The organism is Gilliamella sp. B3172 (assembly GCF_026536465.1).
In the GTDB taxonomy this organism is placed as follows: domain Bacteria; phylum Pseudomonadota; class Gammaproteobacteria; order Enterobacterales; family Orbaceae; genus Gilliamella.
Map to the genome: position 1 here is coordinate 1 of NZ_JAFNOA010000003.1, position 26,038 is coordinate 26,038.

The following is a 26,038-nucleotide window of genomic DNA, read 5'->3' on the forward strand; positions in this document are numbered from 1 at the left end:
AAGATGAAGGTGGTCGTCATACTCCATTCTTCAAAGGCTACCGTCCACAGTTCTACTTCCGTACAACTGACGTAACGGGTACTATCGAATTACCAGAAGGCGTAGAAATGGTAATGCCAGGTGATAACATCAAAATGACAGTATCATTAATTCACCCAATCGCAATGGCAGAAGGTTTACGTTTTGCGATTCGTGAAGGTGGTCGTACTGTTGGTGCTGGTGTGGTTGCTAAGGTTATCAAATAATTAAAGTATGAATAACCATAGAAAGGGTATCGTTAGATGCCCTTTCTTATCTCGTCTGTTTAGCAAAATGTTTTTTTATTGTGAGAGCATTTTGGAAAATAGATATTATTAAATAACATAATCATAGGTTTTATATGCTAGTAAGTAACGAGAGTCAAGCTACAAACACGATTCTAGACAAATTCAAATGGGGTTTAGTTCTAGTATTGATTGCGTTTATTGTCTGGGGAAATTCTTATTTTTCTGGTCCTAATGATATATATCAACCTAATACGATCGTCCGCATTGTTGCTGTTGTTGCGATTTCGCTATTTACTTTATTCATTGCGTACACAACAAATAAAGGCAAAGCATTTTTTGTATTTTTACAAGAATCGAGAAAAGAGCTTCGAAAAGTTGTATGGCCGACACGTAAAGAAACAGTGCAAACAACTTTGCTCGTTGCTGCTGTAACTGTTATTGTTGGATTAGCTCTTTGGGGAATGGATTCGGTATTCCGTTCAATTGTCTTTTATCTAACATCATTAGGACGCTAATATGAGTGAAACACAACAAAAACGCTGGTATGTTATTCAAGCTTATTCTGGCTATGAAGCACGTGTTGCACAATCATTACGTGAATATATCAAATTACATAACATGGAAGATTTTTTCGGTGAAGTATTAGTACCGACCGAAGAAGTTGTTGAAATGAAAAGTGGTCAACGCCGTAAAAGTGAACGTAAATTCTTCCCGGGTTATGTTTTAGTTGAAATGGTGATGAATGATGCAACATGGCACTTAGTAAAAAGTGTGCCAAGAACAATGGGCTTTATTGGTGGTACATCAGATCGACCTGCACCAATCAGCCAACGTGAAGTTGATGCTATCATGAATCGTTTACAACAAGTTGGCGATAAGCCACGTCCTAAAACCTTATTTGAACCGGGCGAACTTGTGCGTGTTAATGACGGTCCATTTGCTGACTTTAATGGCGTGGTTGAAGAAGTCGATTATGAGAAGAGCCGCTTAAAAGTATCGGTATCCATTTTTGGTCGTTCAACACCGGTTGAACTTGATTTTAGCCAAGTCGAAAAAAGCTAATATCGCAATATACCTAGATAAAAAATCACAGAATCAATTCTGTGATTTTTTTTGCCTTATTAACGTAGAACGGTATTTTATAGTGCGATATCTGAATTGACTTATACTCCATGGTACGAGTCAATTGTTACCAATCATTTTAATTTAAGCCGATTCAAACTCTTCAATTTGTTGTTGTAAATCCAACCATGTCAATTCTGACTCCTCTTGCTCGCCTTTTAATTGACTTTGTTGTAACAATAATTGTGTTAACTCACTCTTTTTATCCGCTTCATAAATAGAGGGATCGGCTAATTGCTCTTCAATCAATTTTAACTGCTTACTTAACCGTTCAAGGGTCTGCTCCTCTTTTTGTAACTGTTTTTTCAGCGGTTGCATTTGTGCACGTCGCTCAGCTTCTTTACGTTTTTGTTCTTTACGATCTTGTGCAGAAAGATTTTTGCTATTGTCATTTTGACTATCATCTTGTTGCGGTGGTTGTTTTTCCGCTTTCTGCTCGTCGGCAAGCCATTTTTGATAATCATCGAGATCACCATTAAATGGTTCAACTTTATGATCGTGAACTAAATAAAACTCGTCAGTGGTTGAGCGTAATAAATGGCGATCATGCGATACCACCACTAACGCCCCTTCGAAATCAATAAGCGCTTCAGTTAATGCTTGACGCATATCTAAATCTAAATGGTTGGTTGGCTCATCGAGTAACAGCAGATTGGGTTTTTGCCATACAATCAGGGCTAAAACTAATCGGGCTTTCTCACCGCCGGAAAAGGTATTAACAGGCTCGCTAACTTTATCACCATGAAAATCAAATCCACCTAAGTAATTACGTAGCTCTTGTTCAGTAATATTGGGATCGGCAAGTTTGGTTAAATGCCATAGCGGAGACTCTTCACCTCGTAGATATTCCAATTGGTGTTGCGCAAAGTAACCTAATTGTACGCCTTTAGCTAAGTTAATATGCCCCTCTTTTGGTGCCAGTTCGCCCGCTAGTAATTTAATTAACGTTGATTTACCTGCGCCGTTACGCCCTAATAACCCAATTCGTGAGCCGGGGACTAAGTTTAGCTTAATTTTCTCCAGCACAATTTTATCTTCATAACCGGCGACCACTTTGTCCATCATCAATAATGGGCTAGGTAAAAACTCCGACGGTTTGAAACTAAAATGAAACGGATTATCCACATGTGCCGGTGCAATAAGCTCCATTTTTTCTAGCATTTTAATTCGGCTTTGTGCCTGTTTAGCTTTGGTCGCTTTTGCTCGGAAGCGATCAATATAGCTTTGCAAATGCGCCACTTTTTGTTGTTGGCTTTCATAAAGCGATTGTTGCTGAGCTAACTTCGCTGTACGCTGAACTTCAAAAGAAGAGTAGTTGCCGGTATATTCAAATAGATTTTTTTGCTCAATATGGATAATTTTATTAACTAATGGATCTAAAAAATCCCGGTCATGGGAAATTAAAATTAGTGTGCCTTGATAATTGCTTAACCACTTTTCCAACCAAATAACCGCATCTAAATCTAAATGGTTAGTTGGCTCATCTAGTAGGAGCAGATCAGAACGACACATCAGAGCCTGCGCTAAATTTAAACGCATACGCCACCCACCGGAATAGGATTTAACCGGTAATTGCAACTGCTCGTTGGAAAAGCCTAAACCGTGTAACAGGGTTGCCGCTCGAGCTTGAATAGTCCACGCATCGATATTGTCGAGTTTTTCATGGATAATAGCGATTTGTTCACCATTATTTTCTTGATTGGCAATGGCTAACTTTTGTTCTAATTGGCGATACTCTCGGTCGCCGTCAATGGCGTATTCAATTGCTGGTGTGTCTAATGCCGGGGTTTCTTGATTTACCCAAGCAAGTTGCCATTGAGAGGGAAAACTCACCGTGCCGGCATCAGCTTGAATTTCGCCTTTTATTAATGAAAATAGCGTAGACTTTCCGCAACCATTTTTGCCAACTAAACCGACTTTTTGTTTAGGATTAATCGTGGCAGAAGCATTATCTAAAAGTAGATTAACGCCCCGACGAACTTGAATGGAATCAAATACTATCATGATATTGTTGTCTATTATTCAAAATAAAATATGCTATCCTAACAAAAATTGAGAGTTATGCAAAATCAAAATAGGATATCTAAAATGGCGATGAGTCCTTATAGCCTCACCCCAAAAATTGCTCAACAGATTGTTGATAGAACCATGAAGATTATTGATTGTAATATCAATGTTATGGATGCTAACGGATGTATTATTGGTAGTGGGGATTTAGAGCGTATTGGTGAACTACATGAAGGGGCGATGTTAGCGATATCGCAAAAACGCACCGTATCAATTGACAGTAACACAGTTAAAAGCTTACAAGGTGTTAAACCGGGTATTAACTTACCGTTGAAACTCAACGATCGAATCGTTGGCGTGATAGGGCTAACCGGTGAACCGTCCGATATACGCCAATTTGGTGAACTTGTTTGTATGTCTGCTGAAATGATGATGGAGCAAACTCAATTACTGCAAGAACTGTCCTATGATAATCGCTTAAAAGAAGAGCTGATTCTTACCCTTATTGAAAAAGAGATCTTACCCGATAGTATGATTCAATGGGTCAAACGGCTCGATATTGATCTCAATCTACCCAGAGTTGTCGGTATGATTGAAGTGGATAGTGGACAATTGGGTATTGATACGGCGATGAGTGAATTACAGAATCTGCAAACCCAAATACAGCTATTAAGTAATAATAACTTAGTAGCGATTAAATCGATTACTGAATTAGTGATTTTAATTCCGGCTCTGAATCGATATGGTCGTTGGGATTTATCTGAACACAAGAAAAAACTTGAGCAACTCATTATTACCATTAAAAACTTGACTCAATTAGATATTCGAATTTCGCTGGGTAATTACTTTGAACAGCATCTTTGCCCACTGGTAAAATCTTATCAAACAGCAAAAACCACCATGCTGATAGGTAAACAAAGAATGCCTAATGTGCGTAACTACTACTATCAAGAGCTAATTTTACCGGTACTGTTACATGGATTAAGTTACGATTGGCAAGCTGAGGAGTTATTACTGCCGCTGAAAAAACTCAAAATGGGCGATAATAATGGTGTATTACAAAAAACGTTACAGACGTGGTTTAAAAACAACGTGCAAAATAGCGACACCGCCAAAGAACTGTTTATTCATCGTAATACATTAGAGTATCGGCTAAATAAAATTGCTAAGCTTACCCAATTAAATTTAGCAAAATTTGATGACCGATTGCTTTTGTATATTGGCTTACAATTAGACAAACATGCCTAAGAGAGGCTTATTGTTCTTACCGATATTCAATAAGAACAATATAACATTTAAGCGATTAATTAACGGGATTATTGAAATATTACGTGATAGGTGCCGGATTAAAAATGGCTAATGGGTTGTATAATTTCCAATGATCTGACCATGGTTTCTTTCGCCCACTTGCCACATCTAAAATTAAATGAAATAAACGCCAGCCAATATCTTCAATCGTTGCTTTACCAAGCGCAATATCGCCGGCACTAATATCAATTAAATCAAACCACTGTTCGGCAACAATATTACGGCTGGACATTTTTATCACCGGTACCATAGCCAAACCGTAAGGCGTTCCTCGACCAGTAGTAAAAACTTGTAACGTGATGCCGGAGGCAACTTGTTGCGAACCACAAACAAAATCACTTGCTGGCGTTGCAGCAAAAATTAATCCTTTTTTGGTTGGGCGTTGTCCGGGCGATAACACTTCCACAATAGGGCTGGTGCCCGACTTAGCAATCGATCCCATTGCTTTTTCGACAATATTATTTAATCCGCCTTTTTTATTGCCCGGTGTGGTGTTGGCACTGCGGTCAACTTTTCCTGCGGCTAAATATTGATCATACCACTGCATTTCACGAATCAGCGCTTTACCGACCGCCTCATCAGCCGCTCTAGGCGTAAGTAAGTGAATACCGTCACGCACTTCGGTTACTTCCGAAAACATCACCGTCGCACCACATCTGACTAATAGATCAGATGCATAACCGACTGACGGATTCGAGGTTACCCCGGAAAAAGCATCACTGCCGCCACACTGCATACCGACCACTAATTCAGATGCCGGCACGGTCTCTCTTTTTCGAAGATTTAATTTTTGCAGATGTTTTTCAGCCACCATTAAAATATGGTCAACCATGGCTTTAAATCCATGCTCGTCTTGCAGTGTAACCAGATCATCATCTTCGATTCTGATCGGGATAGTATCTTCGGTGCCTTTTAATAATCTTGCCGGTTGCAGTTTTTCACAACCTAAACTGACAACCATAATTTCACCACCAAAATTAGGATTTTTGGCTAGATTATGAATCGAACGAATCGGCACGATAGCCGCCGGCGCATCAATTGCCACCCCGCAACCATAAAGATGCGTTAACGCCACAACGCCATCGACATTTGGATATTTAGGTAACAGGTCACGTTCGATAATTTTACAAACGTACTCCACAACGCCAGAAACACAATTCACACTCATTGTGATCCCTAATATATTGCGGGTGCCAACCGATCCGTCTTTATTGCGATAACCTTCAAAGGTGTAACCGTCTAAGGGTGGCAATACCGGCGCTTTTTTAGTGGCAATGGGAAGCTCGTGTAGCATGGGGGCAGTTGGCATTTGCGTGACAGATTCATTGATCCAAGCTCCTTTTTTAATCTCCACCTTTGCATAGCCAATTACTTCACCGTAGCGAATAATCGCTTGCCCTTGATTGAAATCATTCAACGCCACTTTATGACCTTGAGGAATATCCTCAATCAATGTTAACCCGTCAGCAAATACCGTACCTTTTGGCAATCCATTATCATTAACGATAATAGCGACATTGTCCGATTCTTTGATTTTGATATAAAGCGGCTTGTTATTGTGATGCTCCATTGCTTAACTCCCATTCAACGCCTATCTTTTAATTTATTATTATCAGTCACAGTTTCTTATCTGATTAGACATATCTTAAATCTGAAATAGACAAATAGCATTGTGAATGTTCACAATTTTTCGTGCTTAATTCCGTTTAAATTTGTCACTATCAACATAAAAATGTGTGATAGGTCACAAAAATTCCCCTACTGCCAAAAATTTTGTGAAGGACATAACATTTGTTTGTTCATCTGCACATAAATAAATCAATTTCCACCTATTATTTTGTTGGTTTTGCCAATGAAATTTTCATCTTAACTATCCATACTTAACGTTAATAGTGGATTACTTAGACAGACTCAAAATCTATTTATTTTCTACTCAGCAACATCTGTAAAAAATTCAAGATCAACATTTCATTATCAGTGTAGGGGCTAAACATGGAAATAAACACAGCAAAACAAAAAAGGACTAATACTCGGTGGTTAACAGTCATTTTTTTATTCATTGTCACTGCTATCAATTATGGTGACAGGGCGACCTTAGGTATTGCCGGCAAAGCAATGTCAGGCGAATTGGGTTTTGATGCCGCAGCCATGGGCTGGGTTATGTCGTCGTTCGGTATCGCCTATGTCATCGGGCAGTTACCGGGAGGCTGGTTATTAGATAGATTTGGTTCAAAACGTGTCTATTTTTGCAGTATTTTATTTTGGTCTATTTTTACTTTATTACAAGGTACCGTACATTTTTTTATCGGGGCTTGGGCGTTAATTATGCTCTTTACGTTCCGTTTCTTAATGGGACTTGCTGAAGCGCCGTCATTCCCCGGCAATAGCCGTATTACCGCCGCTTGGTTTCCGGCTAAAGAAAGAGCCACTGCGGTCGCTATTTTCAATTCTGCACAATATTTTGCTACGGTAATATTTGCGCCCATTATGGGCTGGTTAACCCATGAATATGGTTGGCAATCGGTGTTTTTCTTTATGGGTGGCTTAGGTGTACTAATTAGTGTGGTGACACTCTTTGTAATTCACAACCCTAAAGATCATCCATGGGCAAATCAAGCCGAAGTTGATTATATCGTCGATGGCGGGGCATTGGTCGATATGGATCAGAAAAAAAGCCAGACGAAAAAAGAGGGACCAAAATTAGCTTATCTTACCCAACTTTTAACGAATCGAATGTTATTAGGCGTCTACCTTGGTCAGTATTGTATTAACTGTTTAACGTTTTTCTTTATTACTTGGTTTCCTATCTATCTTGCCACCCAACGAGGAATGAATATTAAAGAAGTTGGTTTTGCCGCTGCGATTCCAGCTATTTGTGGATTTATTGGTGGTATCAGTGGTGGCGTGTTCTCCGATTTTCTGATGCGAAAAACCGGATCGCTCTCTATTGCCCGTAAAACACCAATCATTTTAGGTATGTTGTTTTCAATGACCATGATTTTATGTAACTACGTCGATTCAATTGGATTAGTCATTTTATTTATGTCCATGGCTTTCTTTGGTAAAGGCGTCGGTGCACTCGGTTGGGCAGTAATGGCCGATACCGCACCCAAAGAGATGAGTGGACTGGCTGGCGGATTATTTAACATGTTCGGTAATGCATCAAGCATCATCTCACCAATTATTATCGGTTATATCGTGGCATGGACAGGTCGATTTGAATGGGCGCTAGTGTTTGTCGCCGGTCATGCTTTTGTTGCAGCGTTTAGTTATTTGGTGCTTGTTGGCCCGATTAAACGTATGGAACTGAAGAAAAAACCTTAACGACAACGTGCTTATTGAATTAACTACCTAGGAGAGATCGAATATGAATACGCAATCAGTGCCAGTGATTACCTCCATGCAAGTTATTCCGGTGGCTGGGTATGACAGCATGCTGATGAATATTGGTGGCGCACATAGCCCCTATTTTACCCGAAATATCGTTATTTTGAAGGACAATAGCGGCCATATCGGTTTAGGGGAAGCACCCGGCGGAGTGACGATTGAAAACGCTCTGAAACAAGCTATTGCACATGTCGAAGGGCAACCTATTTCTATCCTTAATCGAATTGTTAATGATATGCATCAAGGCTACCTTGATGATGATTATGACTCTTTTGGTAAAGGTGCATGGACATTTGAATTACGAGTCAATGCCGTAGCGGCACTCGAATCGGCATTACTCGATTTAATGGGGCAATTTTTAAATGTACCGGTTGCTGAATTACTTGGGGCAGGTAAACAGCGAGATGAAGTTACCGTGCTCGGCTACCTGTTTTATATCGGTGATGCCAACAAGACCGATCTCGATTATGACCAACCCGCAACTAAAGGCCACCCATGGTACAACATTCGCCGGCGACAAGCTATGACAACTGAGTCAGTGGTTGAGCTGGCGCAAGCGGCACAAGATCGCTACGGCTTTAAAGACTTCAAAATGAAAGGTGGAGTGTTAGCGGGTGAACAAGAGATTGAAACAGTCATAGAACTTAAAAAGCAGTTTCCCGATGCACGCATTACCTTAGATCCAAACGGCGGCTGGTGGTTAGATGATGCCATTAAACTTTGCAAAGGGCTTAATGATGTGCTGACTTATGCCGAAGACCCTTGTGGCGCAGAGCATGGCTACTGCGGGCGTGAAGTCATGGCTGAATTTCGTCGAGCAACCGGTATACCAACTGCTACCAATATGGTTGCAACCAATTGGCGTGAACTGTGCCATTCCATTATGTTGCAAGCGGTCGATATACCGCTTGCCGATCCCCATTTTTGGACATTAACCGGCGCCAGTCGTGTTGCACAACTTTGTCATGAATGGGGGCTGACTTGGGGGTGCCATTCGAATAACCATTTTGATATCTCTCTGGCAATGTTTAGCCATGTCGGTGCCTCTGCGCCCGGTAATCCAACTGCGCTTGATACCCATTGGATATGGCAAGAAGGTCAAGCCCGTTTAACGCAAGACCCGCTGCAAATTCGCCATGGCAAGATCAAATTGCACGACAAGCCCGGCCTTGGGATTGAACTGGATATGGAGCAAGTCAATTGCGCACATGAGCTTTATAAAAAATTACCAAATGGGGCACGTAATGATGCCATTGCCATGCAATATCTCATTGAAAATTGGCAATTTGACCGCAAGCGCCCATGCATGGTTCGTTAAAACAGATTTAAAGAAATTGAGAAATAAAAGAGGTAAAAACTATGAGTTCATCAACGCCGATTATTACGCAAATGCATGTCTATCCGGTGGCCGGTTATGACAGCATGTTACTGAATTTAAGCGGAGCACACGCCCCTTACTTCACCCGTAATATCGTCATTCTTAAAGATAATTCCGGTAACATTGGCGTCGGGGAAGTTCCTTGCGTAGGCCGAGTTACTCAAACCCTTGAAGATGCCAAACCGCTGGTTGTGGGACAATCGATTGCCCAATATAAAAATGTTATGAATCGTGTCCGAACGGCGTTTGCTGACCGTGATGTCGGTGGGCGAGGTAATCAAACATTCGACCAGCGCTCAACCATTCATGTGGTGACAGCGATTGAAGCGGCAATGTTAGACCTGCTAGGCAAGCATCTAGGCGTTACCGTTGCTTCGCTTTTAGGCGAAGGACAGCAACGTGATGAAGTGAAAATGCTTGGCTATCTATTTTATATCGGCGATAGGCAAAAAACCGATTTACCTTATCAAAGCCAACCCAATGAGCAGTGCGATTGGTATCGCCTGCGCCATGAAGAAGCCTTAACCCCAGACAAAATTGCTCGTTTAGCGCAGGCAACTTATGAAAAATATGGCTTTTGTGATTTTAAATTAAAAGGCGGTGTGTTATCTGCGCAAGATGAAGCCGAAGCCGTGATTGCCATTAAGCAAAAATTCCCTGAAGCACGCGTAACGCTCGACCCAAATGGCGGGTGGTTATTAGATGAAGCGATACAAATCGGCAAATACTTAAAAGATACCTTGACCTATGCAGAAGATCCGTGTGGCGCAGAACAAGGCTACTCTGGGCGAGAAATTATGGCTGAATTTCGCCGTGCGACAGGTTTGCCAACAGCAACCAACATGATTGCAACCGACTGGCGTCAAATGGGACACACTTTATCGTTACAATCGGTCGATATCCCGCTTGCTGATCCGCATTTTTGGACAATGAACGGCTCAGTAAGGGTTGCGCAACTGTGCCATGAGTTTGGCTTAACGTGGGGCTCACACTCCAATAATCATTTTGATATTTCGCTTGCCATGTTTACCCATGTTGGTGCAGCGGCGCCGGGTGAACCAACTGCGTTAGATACACATTGGATCTGGCAAGAAGGTAATCAGCGTTTAACCAAAGAGCCATTACAAATAGTCAATGGCAAAATCAAAGTACCGGAAAAACCGGGTTTAGGTATCGAGGTTGATATCGATCAAGTTCTCAAAGCCCACGAGCTATTTAAAAGCATGGGGCTGGGCAATCGTAATGATGCCGTAGCTATGCAATATCTCATCCCTAACTGGCAATTCGACAATAAAAGGCCGTGTTTGGTCAGATAGTTGGCATGGATGATTAAAAATAGATAAAAATTGAGGTAATTGCATGAAAAAACTCACTTGTCACAATCAATTTAAACAAGACATGTTGGCAAGAAAAAAATTGATTGGTTGTTGGGCTGCATTAGGTAGTCCGATCTCAACAGAAATATTAGGCTTAGCCGGTTTTGATTGGTTACTGCTGGACGGCGAGCATGCCATTAATGATGTGGTGTCGTTTGTCCCGCAATTAATGGCCTTAAAAGATAGCCCGAGCGTGCCAATTGTGCGCCCAGCCTGGAATGATCAAGTACTGATTAAACGCCTGCTTGATGTTGGTTTTTATAACTTCTTAATACCGTATGTCGAGACGGCTTTGCAAGCAAAACAAGCGGTTTCTTATACCCGCTATCCACCTGAAGGTTTAAGGGGAGTGTCGGTTTCACATCGTAGTAATGCGTTTGGCACAATACCGGATTACTTTGAAAAGATTAATCAAAATATTTGTGTGATCGTTCAAGTTGAAACCCAACAAGCGGTGGATAACGTTGCTCAAATCACCGCAGTTGACGGCGTCGACGGTATTTTTGTTGGCCCGAGTGATCTTTCTGCCTCGTTAGGGCATTTTGGCAATCCAAAACATCCACAGGTGCAAGCGGCGATCAAACAGGTATTTGATGAAGCAAAAAAACAAGGGAAAGCTTGTGGCATATTAGCCCCAATAGAAGCTGACGCACATCATTATATCGAAATGGGGGCAACGTTTGTTGCTGTCGGCAATGATCTGGGCTTGCTAAGAATGGCAACGCAATCATTAGCCGATAAATTTCTAAAATAACAGCCATTACTATAAGCGTAATAAAGGAGAGTAAAATGAAAATTGGTTTTATTGGTTTAGGAATAATGGGTAAACCGATGAGCAAAAACTTGCTAAAAGCAGGTTATTCACTGGTCGTTTGCGATAAAAATCAAGCTTCAGTTGATGAACTTATCAAAGCGGGTGCACAAAGTGCCACCAACGCAAAACAAGTTGCTCAACAATGTGATGTGATTATTACTATGTTACCTAATTCACCGCATGTGAAAGAGGTTGTCTTAGGTGAAAATGGGATTGTTGAAGGCGCCAAAGCTGGCACAACCATTATTGATATGAGCTCGATTGCGCCATTAGCCAGCCGGGAGATTCATGATGAAGTCGTTAAAAAAGGCTTAGTGATGTTAGATGCGCCAGTGAGCGGTGGCGAGCCTAAAGCGATAGACGGCACCTTATCTGTCATGGTTGGTGGGGATAAAGCGGTATTTGATAAACATTATGATTTAATGAAAGCTATGGCTGGCTCAGTGGTTTATACCGGTGAAATTGGCGCAGGTAATGTGACTAAGCTTGCTAATCAAGTCATCGTAGCACTTAACATTGCTGCCATGTCAGAAGCATTGGTTTTAGCCACCAAAGCTGGGGTTAACCCGCAACTCGTATATCAAGCAATACGCGGCGGACTTGCCGGTAGTACGGTGTTAGATGCCAAAGCGCCAATGGTGTTAGAACGCAATTTTAAACCGGGCTTTAAAATCGATCTCCATATCAAAGATCTGCAAAATGCTTTAGATACCTCTCATGGGGTGGGCACTTCATTACCGTTAACAGCAATTGTTATGGAGATGATGCAAGCACTGAAAACCGACGGTATGGGCGAAAGTGACCATAGTGCCCTTGCTCGTTATTATGAAGCTTTAGCGAAAATCGAAATTAAGTAATTTATGTCAATATTGAGTATGGCAACATACTCAATCACCTTGACCAATTCCAAAAGGATATTTATGAACATTGTCATTGCGCCTGATACTTTTAAAGAAAGTCTGAATGCCATAGATGTTGCTAAGACAATAAAAGCGGGATTTTTACAGGTTTACCCTGATGCAACATACTCGTTATTACCTGTCGCTGACGGCGGAGAAGGTACCGTTAATGCAATGGTTGATGCATTAAAAGGACATAAAGTGACAGTCACAGTAACTGACCCGTTAGGCGAGCCGGGACATGCTTTTTATGGCATATCACAAGACGGACAAACTGCCATTATCGAAATGGCGACCGCCAGCGGGCTTGAACGTGTTCCGTTTGATCGGCGAGATGCTAAAATTACCACATCGTATGGTACTGGTGAACTTATCAAAGATGCCTTAAATCGGGGTTGTAAAAAATTTATCATCGGTATTGGCGGCAGTGCGACCAATGACGGTGGGGCAGGGATGCTACAAGCATTAGGTGTCAAACTGTTAGATAAATTTGGTCACCAAATTGGTTTTGGTGGCGTTTCGCTCAGTGCACTTGATAGTATCGATATCAGCCAAATGGATGAGAGAATAAAGCATTGTGAATTTGAAGTCGCTTGTGATGTCACCAATCCACTTACCGGTGAAAATGGCGCATCGGCTATTTTTGGTCCACAAAAAGGGGCAACACCGCAAGATATTCAATTACTTGATGCAAATCTTAAACACTTTGCCAGTCTGATTAAAGGTTGCTTTAATATCGACATAGAGACCGTTCCCGGTACCGGAGCGGCGGGCGGAATGGGCGCGGCATTATTGGCATTTATGCAAGCAAAATTGAGGCCGGGCATTGAAATTATTACCGAATTACTTAATTTAGATAGCTTAATTGAACAAGCCGATTTAGTGGTGACCGGTGAAGGCCGATTAGATTATCAGAGTGTCAACGGTAAAGTCCCGGTTGGGGTGGCAAATATCGCCAAAAAGTATAATAAACCGGTTATTGCCATTGTTGGCAGTTTAGGCGATAAAGCTGAGGCGGTCTATCCTTATGGCATAACTGCTATGTTTAGTATTCTTAGTCAAGTGTCAAGTTTATCTCAAGCACTGGATCGAAAAGTCGCCGAAGCGAATCTTTATCACACCTCGAAAAATATTGCATTAACCTTAAAAATCGGTAAAACATTGTGCTAATAAAAAAGCCCTTTAAGTTAAAGGGCTTCATTTTTTGCTTACGCAGTATTAGGATTTTTTAATCGCAGTCAGTGCCCGACGAATAAAATATAAACAGATAATCACAAACACCGCTAAGCCTAAGTATTGTGGTAATAGCCCTAGATCGGCTGATATTGCAAGCGGCGCATCACTACCGCCACTGGTAATGCTAATCACGATAACGATAGCTAGCAATACCCCAACTAAACTTTCACCGACAATTAACCCCGATGCAATTAATGCCGCTTTGCGATCGACGTTTTTAAATTGTTCTTCCGGATCTAGGTTCGCTTTTTTGGCTTTAGCATAAGCTTTACGCTTAATTATCCACGAAAGTAGTGTACCAATAAAAATCGGTGTGGTAATGGTTGGTGGTAAGTAGATCCCTAAACCAACAGCCAATGCCGGCAAGCGAAACTTAGATTGGTTTTTAGCTAAAATTAAATCGATAATAATAATAATTGATCCAACCGCTAAGCCAATTAAAATCATTGTCCAATCAAGCTGATGAGAAAATATCCCTTTGGCAATGGTGGTCATTAGTGTCGCTTGAGGCGCCGCTAATACTTGAGATTGATCCATATCTGCCCTAGGTAAGGCGCCGGTGAATCCATAAGCGTTATATAAAATTTCAAGAATAGGTGCGATAACAATGGCACCAACAACACAACCAATTAAAAGTGCGACTTGTTGTTTCCATGGTGTTGCATTGACTAAATAACCGGTTTTTAAATCTTGCAAATTATCGTTTGAGATGCAGGCAACGGCTAAAACTGTGCTGGTAGTAAATAGCGCTAATGCGGTTGCAAAATTAGTCCCTTCAGGGGTAGATAACAAATCATTGGCTTGACCAATTACCAATAAAATAAGTGAAATGGCAATTGCAGCAACAATGGCAATACCGGACATTGGGCTTGCTGAAGAGCCGACTAAACCTGCCATATAGCCACACGCCGCCGCAACAAGAAAGCCCATAATAAATGCAAATAACACAGCGCAAATAACTAACATCCAAGCAACACCAGCGGATAAGCCACTGTCGGAAATAAACGCATAAAAAGTGGCGACTAAGATAACAACCATACCAGCCATAATCGAAAAAATCGCTTTTGGTGATAAGTCACGTTCGGTTGGTGCAATATCATCAACCGAAACATCGGCACGTAATGTTCTAAATGAGATTTTTAATCCTTCAATCACTGGTTTGATTAACGTCAGTAGTGTCCAAATTGCAGCAATTGCAATGGTGCCGGCGCCGATAAAACGAATATCTTTAGCCCAAAGCCCCATAGCCACACTGGCTAATGATTCGCTGGTGTCATAGTCGGTAATTGCGCTTAAAATAGGTATGCCAAACACCCAGCCGATAATGGTGCCGATTAACACGGCAATACCGGAAATAATACCAATCAAATAACCGGCACTGAGTAAAGCTAATGAAAAGCCCATCGGTAATTGGAAGATTGATTTACCGCCAGTAAACCAATAAGAGGCGCTTTCTGACAAAACCCGAAAACCGTTAGTAAACAGACTCACACCAGAGGCAATAACGCCACCAACTAAAATATCTTTCAATCCGGCATTGGAATCATCACCCTCAGTTTTTGAGCCTGCTTTTAATATCTCCGCAGCGGCAACCCCTTCCGGATAAGGTAAGGTGCTTTTTACCACCATAATATGGCGTAGTGGAATTGAAAATAGTACTCCAAGCATCCCCCCGGCGGCACAGATAGCAAAAGTGAGCCAAAACGGGAAATCTTGCCAATAGCCGATCATTAACAATCCGGGTAAAACAAAAATAATCGAGGAAAGTGTACCGGCTGCCGATGCTTGAGTCTGTACCATATTGTTTTCTAATATGGTTGAGCCGGAAAATAGCCTTAATACCGCCATGGAAATCACCGCGGCTGGGATAGCGGAAGAAAAAGTTAACCCCACTTTTAAGCCAAGGTAAACATTTGATGCGGTAAATATAATTGTAATAAGGGCACCAAGAATTGTACCTCTCAATGTCAGTTCGCGTAAATTATTCATTAAATGTAATTAAGTTAATTTGTTATGTGAACATTATATACTTAATTGGTGTTTATCTGCTACAAGTTATATTTTTTAACAGTTTTTAACCGTTTTTATGCTTGTTTTTTAACAAAAACAGGCTTTAAAAAACAAAATTAAAGCTGAAAGTGCCAGTAGACAGTAAAAATGGTCAAGTTGTGTTACACTTATTTTTCAATGACCAATCTAAACTATTAAGAGAAAACCAGTGAACCAACTTAAGCGCTTACAGGCGATTACCAAACAGTTACGTGACCCGATTAAAGGGTGTTCATGGGATAGCAAGCAAACTTTTGATTCATTAAAATCTTATACTCTCGAAGAGACTTATGAAGTTTTAGATGCGATTGATAGAAAAGACATGGACGAACTAAAAAAAGAGCTGGGCGATCTCTTATTTCAAATTGTGTTTTATGCTGATCTTGCCAGCGATCAAGGCGAGTTCAATTTTGACGATATTTGTTCGTCAGTGGCCGATAAACTCGTCAGCCGTCATCCACATATTTTTGCTGATAAAACCGCTGAAAAGCCGAACTGGGAGCAGTTAAAGCAAAAAGAGCGTGATCAAAGGGCGCAATATTCACTATTAGATGATATCCCCAACGCCATTCCGGCGCTAATGAAAGCTGAAAAAATACAAAAACGCTGCGCATCAGTTGGATTTGATTGGGTTGAGTTAAAACCCGTTATCGATAAAGTAAAAGAAGAGCTTTGTGAAGTGGAAGAGGAATTGAATAAAACCACACAAGATCAATCCAAAATTGAAGAAGAGCTTGGCGACCTATTTTTTGCCACCGTTAATTTAGCCAGACATTTAAAAGTTAAATCTGAGTTATGCTTACAAAATGCCAATAACAAATTTATTCGGCGTTTTAAACAAGTTGAAGCATTACTGAAACATAAAAAGGACAATTTAGCCGATGCAACACTTGAAGAAATGGAAGATGCATGGCAAATTGTCAAACAATCTGAACAATTATCTAGCGAAGTGAATAAAAATGACTGAAAAAAATGAATTGTATCAAGAGATCGAAGCATGGGCACAAAATGCCGTTTTAAATAGTCCAACGTGGAGTATTAACCAGCTCGATTATTCCGAAAAAAGTATTACGGTTGTCGAGATGATTATTGCCGAAATGGCCGATAAAAGCTTTGGCTTACCAGAAGAACAAATTGATATGATATCGCAAGAATATGGCTGTTATTTATTATTAACTGCCCATAAATTATATGGCGGTCAGTTTTATTGGAATCAAGAATTCGAACAACCGATGTTAATCTGCTGTGAACCTGATTCGACTATTGCACTATTAACGTGGAATAAAGTTAAAGGACGTTTATTAGGTGATAAAACCGATCATATTGCTTATTTCCTTGATGAATTTGGTAAAGCGACTTTTCAACCAGAAAAAGGCACACATGTGGTTTATTTATAACGTTGTAGACTGTGATAGTGAAGGTTTTTAACGAAACTATTCAGTGAGATTAGCACCTAAAAATTTCAAAATGGGTATTTATTGCCGGGTAGTTGAAAATGAATGACACACCTTATCTCGGCAATAAAAACGACTCTACCTGGTCTATGCGACCTTGAGTGGTGATAAAATACTTAGATTATTCCATTTACTGAAAAATTGGCAGATGCATTTTATGCGCCTTTATGCTTAAGATTAAAAAATTATCATAGACAGACAAGCTCAACTTTAGCTCATTATATTGAAACGATTTGTCTTACTAAAGGTATCAAAGTGTGGAGAAATGATGCGTTGAAAGCACGCAGTTTTGTTACGATGGGTAAGCCTTATCGTTTACACAGATAATTAAAGATTTTGCTAAAAAATAACCCCACTTAACATTGCGTAAGTGGGGTTAATCTTTGGATTTAATCTAAAAAACCAATTACACTTCTAAATAATCTAAAATACCTTCTGCCGCTTTGCGACCTTCGCTAATAGCGGTTACCACTAAATCCGATCCTCTTACCGCATCACCGCCGGCAAAGATTTTAGGATTAGTTGTTTGAAAGCCTTTAATTTCCGGTGCAATCACACGGCCTTGCGCATCGAACTCGACCCCGTGCTCTGCTAACCACGGCATGGCATGCGGTTTAAAACCAAACGCCATAATCACCGCATCAGCCGGCAACACAAATTCGGAGCCTTCAATTATCACAGGTGATCGTCTGCCTTTAGCATCCGCTTCGCCTAATTGCGTTCTGACCATTTTTACTCCGGTCACTTGCCCTTTACTGTCGATTTCAATGCTAAGCGGTTGCACATTAAATTGGAACTGTACACCTTCTTCTTTAGCATTTTTCACTTCTCGCTTAGAGCCGGGCATATTGGCTTCATCACGACGATAAGCACATGTGACTTCAGTTGCGCCTTGACGAATAGAGGTGCGAACGCAGTCCATAGCGGTATCCCCGCCACCGAGTACTACTACACGTTTATTTTTCATATCAACATAAGGCGTATCATCGCTTTGTTGATGCTGCATAATGTGTTTGGTGTTAGCGATCAAAAATGGTAAGGCATCATATACGCCATGGGCATCTTCATTTTCTAGCCCAGCTCGCATAGACTGATAAGTCCCGGCACCAACAAACACCGCATCAAATTCATTGATAAGCTCAGCAAGTTGCACCGTTTTACCCACTTCGGTGTTAAGACGGAACTCAACGCCCATTTCGGTGAAAATATGGCGACGATTAATTAGTACCTCTTTGTCGAGTTTAAATGCCGGAATACCAAAGGTTAGCAGGCCTCCAATTTCGGGATGACGATCAAACACCACCGGCGTTATGCCATTACGGACTAACACATCAGCGCAGGCAAGCCCGGCAGGCCCCGCCCCAATAATCGCCACTTTTAAGCCGGTTTTTTCAACATTGGATAAGTTTGGTTTCCAGCCCATTTTAAATGCTTCATCGGTAATATAGCGTTCAATACTTCCAATGGTCACGGCGCCAAATTCGGCATTTAATGTACAAGAGCCTTCACATAAACGATCTTGCGGGCAAACCCTACCGCAAACTTCCGGTAAGCTGTTCGTTTGGTGAGAAAGCTCGACAGCTTCTAAAATTTTCCCTTCGTTAACCAGCTTTAACCAGTTAGGAATATAGTTATGTACCGGACAACGCCATTCACAATAAGGGTTACCACAAGCTAAGCAACGATCGGCTTGCGCTTGCGACTGGGCAGGAGAAAATCCTTCATAAATCTCAACAAATTCTATTTTACGAATGTTCAACGATTTTTTAGGCGGATCAACACGTTGTAAATCGATAAACTGATAAACATTTTGACTCATTTTCGTGCTCTCCTTACTGTGCTTGAATGCGTAGTTCAGCAGATGATCGGCTACGATGACCGAGCAGGGCTTTTACATCGCTCGATTTCGGCTTGACTAAAACAAACTGTTTAGCAAACTTTTCCCAGTTGGCTAAAATTTCTTCCGCACGTGAAGAGTGGGTTAATTGTGCATGCTCCATAATTAAGCCACGTAGATGCTCTTCATGAATCGAATAATCGGCCACATTTAACATTTCAACCAGCTCTTTGTTGATACGTTTATGAAAATCGCCGTCGGTATCTAAAATATAAGCAAAACCGCCAGTCATACCGGCACCGAAGTTAACGCCAGTTTTACCCAGTACGCAAACAATCCCACCGGTCATATATTCACAGCCATTATCGCCAATGCCCTCAACCACACTAATTGCGCCTGAGTTACGCACCGCAAAGCGCTCACCGGCACGGCCGGCCGCAAATAATTTACCGCCGGTTGCGCCATACAAGCAGGTATTACCGGCAATGGTCGCTTCGTGGCTTAAAAACGCTGAGCCTTGCGGTGGACGAATAACAATGCGACCGCCTGCCATACCTTTGCCTACATAGTCATTGGCATCACCGGTTAGGGTTAAATCGACCCCGCCGGCATTCCATACACCAAAGCTTTGTCCGGCGGTACCGTTAAAGTGCAGTGAAATCGGATCGGCAACTAAACCTTGATCGCCATACTTTTTAGCAATATAGCCAGATAGGCTGGTGCCGACAGAACGGTCAGTATTTTGAATATCAAAGTAGAAGTTATTACTTTGACGATTATCAACAAACTGTTGTGCTTGCGTGATGATCTCGTTATTTAAAACACCTTTATCAAACGGTTTGTTGTCTTCAATACAGTACACCGGTTTACCTTCAAGTGGTGTGGCGGTTTCAAGTAGTCCGGATAAATCAAGTTTTTGTTGTTTAGCGGTAATGCCGTCAAGCTCTAACAGTAAGTCTGTGCGTCCGATTAAATCGACAATACGACTTACGCCAAGCTCAGCCATGACTTCCCTTGTATTACGAGCAAGAAAGCGGAAATAGTTCATGGCTTTTTCCGGTAGTCCATGGTAGTGGTCTTGACGCAATTTTTCATCTTGTGTGGCAACGCCGGTAGCGCAGTTGTTTAAGTGGCAAATGCGCAGATATTTACAGCCTAATGCCACCATTGGACCGGTACCAAAACCGAAGCTTTCCGCACCTAAAATCGCCGCTTTAACAATATCGGTACCGGTTTTTAATCCACCGTCAACTTGTAATCGAATTTTGTGGCGTAAACCATTGGCAACAAGTGATTGTTGGGTTTCAACTAAACCAAGCTCCCATGGTGAACCGGCATATTTTACCGATGTTAAAGGGCTGGCGCCGGTACCGCCGTCGTAGCCGGAAATGGTAATTAAATCGGCATAAGCTTTAGCAACACCGGTAGCAATTGTGCCAACGCCCGGCTCTGAGACTAATTTTACTGATATCATCGCTTGAGGATTGATCTGTTTAAGATCGAATATCAGCTGTGCCAAATCTTCGATTGAATAAATGTCGTGATGTGGCGGTGGCGAAATCAACGTAACGCCTGGTACTGAAAAACGTAATTTAGCAATATAAGGCGTGACTTTATCGCCCGGTAATTGACCACCTTCACCGGGTTTCGCCCCTTGTGCGACTTTGATTTGAATCACATCGGCACTCATCAAATAGCCCGGCGTGACACCAAATCGACCAGAAGCGACTTGTTTTATGCGTGATACTTTTATGCTGTTATAGCGAGCCGGATCTTCGCCCCCTTCGCCGGAATTGGAGTATCCGCCTAAGGTATTCATTGCCTGGGCAAGTGATTCGTGCGCTTCCGGACTTAGTGCCCCAATTGACATTGCAGCTGAGTCAAAGCGTTGAAACAGTGACGTTTCCGGCTCGACTTCATCAAGCGCAATTGCGCCATTTTGCGGTGGATTGAGCTTTAATAAATCCCGCAGTGTCGCCGGTGGCCGATTATTGACGATATCGGCATAAATTTTATAATCTTCATAGTTACCATTGTTGACCGCTTTTTGTAGCGATTGGATCACATCAGGATTATAAGCATGATACTCGCCACCATTGACATATTTAAGCAAGCCACCTTGTTCCAATGGTTTACGGCGTAACCATGCTTTTTTCGATAGTTCAAACTGATCTTGCGCAAAATCATCGAAGTTTGCACCACTAATACGGCTACTTACCCCTTGAAAACACAGTTCAACCACATCTTGATGTAGTCCCACTGCTTCAAACAGTTTGGAACAACGATAAGAGGCAACGGTTGAGATGCCCATTTTCGACATAATTTTATATAAACCTTTATTAATGCCGTTGCGATAATTGACGATCGCTTCACGGTAAGATTTATTGATAGTGCCATTATCAACCAGATGAGCTAAGGTTTCATAAGCTAAATAAGGGTAGATTGCCGTTGCACCAAAACCGAGGAGCACAGCAAATTGATGCGGATCACGACAACTTGCCGTTTCCACAATAATATTTGCATCACAGCGTAAGTTTTTTTCAACTAATCGTTGTTGAACGGCGCCCACGGCCATGGGTGCCGGAATCGGTAATCTGTCAGCAGCAATATTTTTATCTGATAAGATTAATAAAACGGTACCGTTACGGACTTTGGCTTCGGCATCGCCACATAACTGCTCAATGGCATCACGCAAACTACCGTCAATTTCGTAGGTGATATCAAGTGTTTCGGATTTATAGTAGCGAGATTCTAAAGCCGTTAATTGTTGAAAATCGGAGTAGACCAATACCGGATATTTAAACGCCACCCGATGCGCCTGTCCTTCCGCTTCAGCAAAAACATTCATCTCTCGACCGATGCTGGTAGAGAGCGACATTACGTGTGCTTCACGCAGTGGGTCAATCGGTGGATTGGTGACTTGGGCAAATTTTTGTCGGAAGTAATCGTAGATCAAACGTGGTTTACTCGATAAAACGGCGAACGGGGTATCGTCGCCCATTGAACCGGTTGCTTCTTGCCCATTTTCACCGAGCACACGGATACATTGGTCGATCTCTTCAGCACTATAACCAAACTGTTTTTGATAAGTGGCAAGGAGCGTATCATCGTAACTGCGAGAACCGATATTCTCATCCGGTAAATTTTCAAAAGGGATAAGCTGCTTAACATTTTTTGCCATCCACTCTTTATAAGGATGACGTTTTTGTAAATCGTTATCAGTTTCAGATGATTGTAAAATGCGGCCTTCTTCAGTATCGATAACCAGTAATTCACCGGGTCCAACTCGTCCTTTACTCACTACTTCATCGGGCTGATAATCCCAAATGCCAATTTCAGAAGCACAGGTAATGAGTTTATCGGTGGTGATAACATAACGAGCGGGGCGCAGTCCGTTACGGTCTAAATTACACGCTGCATAACGACCGTCTGACATTACAATACCTGCCGGCCCGTCCCACGGCTCCATATGCATGGAATTGAAATCAAAAAAGGCACGGAGATCTTCATTCATATCGGGATTATTCTGCCATGCCGGCGGTACCAATAAACGCATCGCTCTAACAATATCCATTCCCCCGACTAAAAACAGCTCTAACATATTATCAAGTGAGCTTGAGTCAGAACCGGTCACATTGACAAATGGTGCGGCATTTTGTAAATCGGGGATCAGCGGAGTTTTAAATTTGTAAGAACGTGCTTTAGCCCACTGGCGGTTGCCTTCAATGGTATTAATTTCGCCATTATGTGCCAGATGTCTAAATGGTTGGGCTAATGGCCAACGTGGCACAGTATTGGTGGAAAACCGTTGGTGGAATAAACAAATCGCTGTTTCCATACGAATATCTGCTAAATCCAGATAGAAACGAGGCAAATCTTTAGGCATACATAAGCCTTTATAGATATTGACTTGATTGGAAAAGCTACAAACGTAAAAGGTGTCGTCTTGTACGCGTTTTTCAATACGGCGACGTACCATATACAGTCGACGTTCTAGATCAATCTTAGTCCAGCCTGCCGGCGCATTAACAAAGACTTGTTCAATTCTAGGAAGTGAAGATAAGGCAATTTCACCTAACACACTTTTATCGATTGGCACTTCTCGCCAACCTAAAATGGATAAGGTTTCATCGGCTAACTCTTGTTCTACAATTTCCCGGCTGGCTTGCGCTTCTTGCTCATCCTGACTGAGAAATAACATGCCTACCGCATAATTTGTCGCTAAGCGCCAACCGGCATCTTGCGCAACTAATCGAAAAAATCTATCCGGCTTTTGTAATAAAAGCCCACAGCCATCGCCCGTTTTACCGTCAGATAAAATTGCGCCACGATGTTGCATTCTTGCCAATCCATGAATTGCAGTGCGTACTACTTTATGACTTGGTTGCCCTTCAATATGTGCAATTAAACCAAATCCACAGTTATCTTTTTCAAGATTCTGGTTATATAACATATCATTGCCTCTAATTCATCGCTTTTATATTTTGTGAAGGTATAGGCATTAATCCCATATTGGCTAAGAAATTAAAGAAAAATGCAATTTTGGTCAAATAAATATTACTTATAAGTCAATCTTCTAATAACTGATATGAGACTTATTAATGAAGCTAATAATAAAATGTAGCTTATTGATTATTAAAATTTAAATAGAATATAAGGGTATTATTTTTTAAATAATTTTTATAATCATCATAAGTTGTTTTTCTTTTTTGACAAGAAGTTTCAGAAAATACCTATGTTTAAGTATAAAAACCTTTAACTCTCATTTTAGAAAATATTAAATGCTGAAACCTTTTTAAGGAAAAAAACACACACAAAAGCCACTCAAAATCTTAAAGGCGAAAAAATAAAAGATTGGATTTATTGCGATAAAAAAGCGGGTAAGTCTTGTCAAGAAGTTTCAGAAAATACCCATGTTTAAGTATAAAAATTCGTAGTTTTCATTTTAGTAAATATTAAATACTGAAACCGTTTTAGGAAAAAACCATACAAAAAAGCGGTTCAAAATCTTAAAGGCAAAAAATAAAAGATTGGATTTATTGCGATAAAAAAGCGGATAAGTCTTGTCAAAAAGTTTCAGAAAATACCTATGTTTCAGTATAAAATCTTTAATTCTCATTTTAGAAAATAGTAAATATTGAGATTGTTATTAGGAAAAAAAACATACTCAAAAGCGACTCAAAATCTTAAAGGCGAAAAATACAGATTGGATTTATTGCGATAAAAGAGCGGGTAAGTTTTGTCAAAAAGTTTCAGAAAATACCTATGTTTAAGTATAAAGATTTTTAACTCTCATTCCAGAAAATAGTAAATATTGAGATTGTTATTAGGAAAAAAACATACACAAAAGCGGTTCAAAATCTCAAAGGAAAAAATAAAAGATTGCATTTAATGCTATAAGAAAGCGGATAAGTCTTGTCAAGAAGTTTCAGAAAATACCTATGTTTAAGTATAAAAATCTTTAATTCTCATTTTAGAAAATAGTAAATATTGAGATTGTTATTAGGAAAAAACCATACACAAAAGCCACTCAAAATCTCAAAGGAAAAAATAAAAGATTGCATTTAATGCTATAAGAAAGCGGGCAAGTCTTGTCAAGAAGTTTCAGAAAATATAGGTGTTTTAGCAAAAAATCGGTTGAAATATCCCTTAATGATGACGGATAATTTTATACTGTTATAATCTGCTATTATTTATTTTTAATATCTCAACTATGCAAACTAAAATCACCATTGTAGGCGCTGGTGCAGCGGGGCTTTTTTGTGCGGGGTTACTCGGGCAAAAGGGCTTTGATGTGACTGTGATTGATAACGGTAAAAAGCCCGGGCGAAAGATTTTGATGTCCGGTGGCGGGAAGTGTAATTTCACGAATTTGGATGTCGATGCCAAGCACTATATTTCACAAAATCCGCACTTTTGTAAATCGGCGCTTAGCCGTTATAATCAATGGGATTTTATCCAATTAGTCAATCAATATAACATCGCTTATCATGAAAAAGATCATGGTCAGCTGTTTTGTGACAATTCCGCTAAAGAGATTGTCGATATGTTGGTTAGCGAATGCCAAAAAGGCGGTGTTAAGTGGATGATGCAAACGCAGCTCGATGATGTAAAGACGGTGGCTGAGGGCTTTCAATTGCACACTTCACAAGGCATTATTGAAAGTGATAGTTTGATTATTGCAACCGGTGGCTTATCCATGCCGGCATTAGGCATGACATCAATTGGTTACAAAATCGCTGAAAAATTTGCCATTCCAGTTGTACCGGTTAGAGCCGGTCTGGTGCCATTTACCTTACATAAACCATTGTTAGATGTGTTATCTCCTCTAGCCGGGATTGCGCTGCCGGTTGAAGTGGCTAATGATAAAATCAGTTTTAAAGAGAATTTACTCTTTACCCACCGTGGACTTTCTGGCCCCGCTATTTTACAGCTATCAAGTTACTGGCAGGCAGGCGAATTTATTACCATTAATTTGTTGCCCGATCTCCCGTTTGAATCGGCATTTAAACCTCTGCTTGAGAAGAATCGTAATCAGTCTTTTAAAAATTGTCTGGCACAAATTTTACCTAAAAGGGTTGTTGAGGCATTAATGCAATTGAATATGATTGCCGATAAGCTGGTTAAACAACTCAATCGTAATGAGCAAAAGCAGCTTTATACTGCCTTAACGCAATGGCAAATTATGCCTAATGGTACAGAAGGGTATCGCACAGCCGAAGTGACATTAGGCGGGGTGAGTACGGATGCTTTATCGTCAAAAACGATGGCCGCAAAGTCACATCCTAACCTCTATTTTATTGGTGAGGTTGTGGATGTAACTGGCGCTTTAGGTGGGTATAATTTTCAATGGGCTTGGAGTAGCGCCTTTGCATGTGCGAAGGCTTTTGATTAACGAGCTTTTA

The 26,038-nt window shown here is 41.0% G+C and carries 18 protein-coding genes; 13 read left to right on the plus strand and 5 right to left on the minus strand.

Translation table 11 applies throughout. The features are described 5' to 3' along the window. From J3U37_RS04705 to nusG, 3 genes are all read left to right on the plus strand, one after another. Window positions 1-245: elongation factor Tu (locus J3U37_RS04705; RefSeq protein ID WP_416379985.1), on the plus strand; the 245-nt coding region annotated here is incomplete at its 5' end. A 134-nt stretch (window positions 246-379) separates the two neighbouring features. Further along, a complete protein-coding gene (secE, locus tag J3U37_RS04710; protein WP_220218842.1) occupies window positions 380-781 on the plus strand; it encodes a preprotein translocase subunit SecE in 402 nt (133 codons plus the stop codon). A 1-nt stretch (window position 782) separates the two neighbouring features. Beyond that, window positions 783-1,328, plus strand: a complete 546-nt coding sequence (gene nusG / locus J3U37_RS04715) for a transcription termination/antitermination protein NusG (protein WP_220218843.1) — start codon at window positions 783-785, stop codon at window positions 1,326-1,328. A gap of 144 nt (window positions 1,329-1,472) precedes the next feature. Here the strand turns inward: nusG and J3U37_RS04720 are convergent, their stop codons facing one another. Further along, window positions 1,473-3,392, minus strand: a complete 1,920-nt coding sequence (locus J3U37_RS04720; protein ID WP_267373541.1) for an ABC transporter ATP-binding protein — start codon at window positions 3,390-3,392, stop codon at window positions 1,473-1,475. A gap of 90 nt (window positions 3,393-3,482) precedes the next feature. Here J3U37_RS04720 and J3U37_RS04725 point away from each other — a divergent pair, with 90 nt between their 5' ends. Further along, complete coding sequence (locus tag J3U37_RS04725; protein ID WP_267373829.1) at window positions 3,483-4,643, plus strand: sugar diacid recognition domain-containing protein; 1,161 nt, start codon at window positions 3,483-3,485, stop codon at window positions 4,641-4,643. A 79-nt stretch (window positions 4,644-4,722) separates the two neighbouring features. Here J3U37_RS04725 and garD read toward each other — a convergent pair whose 3' ends face one another. Beyond that, window positions 4,723-6,273 carry a galactarate dehydratase gene (garD, locus tag J3U37_RS04730; protein ID WP_267373544.1) on the minus strand — a complete coding sequence of 517 codons (1,551 nt, stop codon included), beginning with the start codon at window positions 6,271-6,273 and terminating at the stop codon, window positions 4,723-4,725. Window positions 6,274-6,695: 422 nt separating this feature from the next. On the opposite strand from garD, the gene J3U37_RS04735 reads away from it, so the two are divergent. The 6 genes from J3U37_RS04735 (at window position 6,696) to J3U37_RS04760 (ending at window position 13,727) form a co-directional block, all read left to right on the plus strand. Then, the gene (locus tag J3U37_RS04735) at window positions 6,696-8,027 is read left to right on the plus strand and encodes an MFS transporter (RefSeq protein WP_220218846.1); all 1,332 of its coding nucleotides are present in this window, start codon (window positions 6,696-6,698) and stop codon (window positions 8,025-8,027) included. A 43-nt stretch (window positions 8,028-8,070) separates the two neighbouring features. Continuing rightward, entirely contained in the window at window positions 8,071-9,408 is a 1,338-nt protein-coding gene (locus tag J3U37_RS04740) for an enolase C-terminal domain-like protein (protein WP_267373546.1), read from the plus strand. A gap of 41 nt (window positions 9,409-9,449) precedes the next feature. Beyond that, the gene (gene gudD / locus J3U37_RS04745; RefSeq protein WP_220218848.1) at window positions 9,450-10,784 is read left to right on the plus strand and encodes a glucarate dehydratase; all 1,335 of its coding nucleotides are present in this window, start codon (window positions 9,450-9,452) and stop codon (window positions 10,782-10,784) included. Window positions 10,785-10,827: 43 nt separating this feature from the next. Then, window positions 10,828-11,598 carry a 2-dehydro-3-deoxyglucarate aldolase gene (gene garL / locus J3U37_RS04750; protein WP_220218849.1) on the plus strand — a complete coding sequence of 257 codons (771 nt, stop codon included), beginning with the start codon at window positions 10,828-10,830 and terminating at the stop codon, window positions 11,596-11,598. Between the two features lie 35 nt (window positions 11,599-11,633). Then, window positions 11,634-12,515 carry a 2-hydroxy-3-oxopropionate reductase gene (gene garR, locus J3U37_RS04755; RefSeq protein ID WP_220218850.1) on the plus strand — a complete coding sequence of 294 codons (882 nt, stop codon included), beginning with the start codon at window positions 11,634-11,636 and terminating at the stop codon, window positions 12,513-12,515. 63 nt (window positions 12,516-12,578) lie between these two features. After that, window positions 12,579-13,727 (plus strand): glycerate kinase, encoded by a 1,149-nt coding sequence (locus tag J3U37_RS04760; RefSeq protein ID WP_267373548.1) that lies wholly within the window; start codon window positions 12,579-12,581, stop codon window positions 13,725-13,727. Between the two features lie 48 nt (window positions 13,728-13,775). On the opposite strand, the gene J3U37_RS04765 is transcribed toward J3U37_RS04760, so the two are convergent. After that, window positions 13,776-15,782: an OPT family oligopeptide transporter gene (locus J3U37_RS04765; RefSeq protein WP_220218852.1), complete on the minus strand. Its 2,007-nt coding sequence runs from the start codon at window positions 15,780-15,782 to the stop codon at window positions 13,776-13,778. 229 nt (window positions 15,783-16,011) lie between these two features. Between J3U37_RS04765 and mazG the strand changes: the two genes are divergently transcribed. Both mazG and J3U37_RS04775 read left to right on the plus strand, forming a co-directional pair. Next, window positions 16,012-16,809: a nucleoside triphosphate pyrophosphohydrolase gene (gene mazG / locus J3U37_RS04770; protein WP_267373551.1), complete on the plus strand. Its 798-nt coding sequence runs from the start codon at window positions 16,012-16,014 to the stop codon at window positions 16,807-16,809. Continuing rightward, the gene (locus tag J3U37_RS04775) at window positions 16,802-17,239 is read left to right on the plus strand and encodes a hypothetical protein (protein ID WP_220218854.1); all 438 of its coding nucleotides are present in this window, start codon (window positions 16,802-16,804) and stop codon (window positions 17,237-17,239) included. Before mazG ends, J3U37_RS04775 begins: the two co-directional genes overlap by 8 nt. A 463-nt stretch (window positions 17,240-17,702) precedes the next feature. On the opposite strand, the gene J3U37_RS04780 is transcribed toward J3U37_RS04775, so the two are convergent. Then, window positions 17,703-19,115 carry an FAD-dependent oxidoreductase gene (locus tag J3U37_RS04780; protein WP_267373553.1) on the minus strand — a complete coding sequence of 471 codons (1,413 nt, stop codon included), beginning with the start codon at window positions 19,113-19,115 and terminating at the stop codon, window positions 17,703-17,705. Window positions 19,116-19,128: 13 nt separating this feature from the next. Then, complete coding sequence (gltB, locus tag J3U37_RS04785; protein ID WP_267373555.1) at window positions 19,129-23,586, minus strand: glutamate synthase large subunit; 4,458 nt, start codon at window positions 23,584-23,586, stop codon at window positions 19,129-19,131. A gap of 1,260 nt (window positions 23,587-24,846) precedes the next feature. Between gltB and J3U37_RS04790 the strand changes: the two genes are divergently transcribed. Then, window positions 24,847-26,028 (plus strand): NAD(P)/FAD-dependent oxidoreductase, encoded by a 1,182-nt coding sequence (locus tag J3U37_RS04790; RefSeq protein WP_267373558.1) that lies wholly within the window; start codon window positions 24,847-24,849, stop codon window positions 26,026-26,028. The last annotated feature ends 10 nt before the right edge of the window (window positions 26,029-26,038 follow it).

Excerpts from the sequence above, each read along its gene's own strand:
- J3U37_RS04790 (WP_267373558.1), top strand. The coding sequence starts at position 24,847 with ATGCAAACTAAAATCACCATTGTAGGCGCTGGTGCAGCGGGGCTTTTT.
- J3U37_RS04775 (WP_220218854.1), top strand. The coding sequence starts at position 16,802 with ATGACTGAAAAAAATGAATTGTATCAAGAGATCGAAGCATGGGCACAA.
- gudD (WP_220218848.1), top strand. The coding sequence starts at position 9,450 with ATGAGTTCATCAACGCCGATTATTACGCAAATGCATGTCTATCCGGTG.
- J3U37_RS04735 (WP_220218846.1), top strand. The coding sequence starts at position 6,696 with ATGGAAATAAACACAGCAAAACAAAAAAGGACTAATACTCGGTGGTTA.
- J3U37_RS04765 (WP_220218852.1), bottom strand. The coding sequence starts at position 15,782 with ATGAATAATTTACGCGAACTGACATTGAGAGGTACAATTCTTGGTGCC.
- gltB (WP_267373555.1), bottom strand. The coding sequence starts at position 23,586 with ATGTTATATAACCAGAATCTTGAAAAAGATAACTGTGGATTTGGTTTA.
- J3U37_RS04720 (WP_267373541.1), bottom strand. The coding sequence starts at position 3,392 with ATGATAGTATTTGATTCCATTCAAGTTCGTCGGGGCGTTAATCTACTT.
- nusG (WP_220218843.1), top strand. The coding sequence starts at position 783 with ATGAGTGAAACACAACAAAAACGCTGGTATGTTATTCAAGCTTATTCT.
- secE (WP_220218842.1), top strand. The coding sequence starts at position 380 with ATGCTAGTAAGTAACGAGAGTCAAGCTACAAACACGATTCTAGACAAA.
- J3U37_RS04780 (WP_267373553.1), bottom strand. The coding sequence starts at position 19,115 with ATGAGTCAAAATGTTTATCAGTTTATCGATTTACAACGTGTTGATCCG.
- J3U37_RS04725 (WP_267373829.1), top strand. The coding sequence starts at position 3,483 with ATGAGTCCTTATAGCCTCACCCCAAAAATTGCTCAACAGATTGTTGAT.
- garR (WP_220218850.1), top strand. The coding sequence starts at position 11,634 with ATGAAAATTGGTTTTATTGGTTTAGGAATAATGGGTAAACCGATGAGC.
- J3U37_RS04760 (WP_267373548.1), top strand. The coding sequence starts at position 12,579 with ATGAACATTGTCATTGCGCCTGATACTTTTAAAGAAAGTCTGAATGCC.
- J3U37_RS04740 (WP_267373546.1), top strand. The coding sequence starts at position 8,071 with ATGAATACGCAATCAGTGCCAGTGATTACCTCCATGCAAGTTATTCCG.
- garD (WP_267373544.1), bottom strand. The coding sequence starts at position 6,273 with ATGGAGCATCACAATAACAAGCCGCTTTATATCAAAATCAAAGAATCG.
- garL (WP_220218849.1), top strand. The coding sequence starts at position 10,828 with ATGAAAAAACTCACTTGTCACAATCAATTTAAACAAGACATGTTGGCA.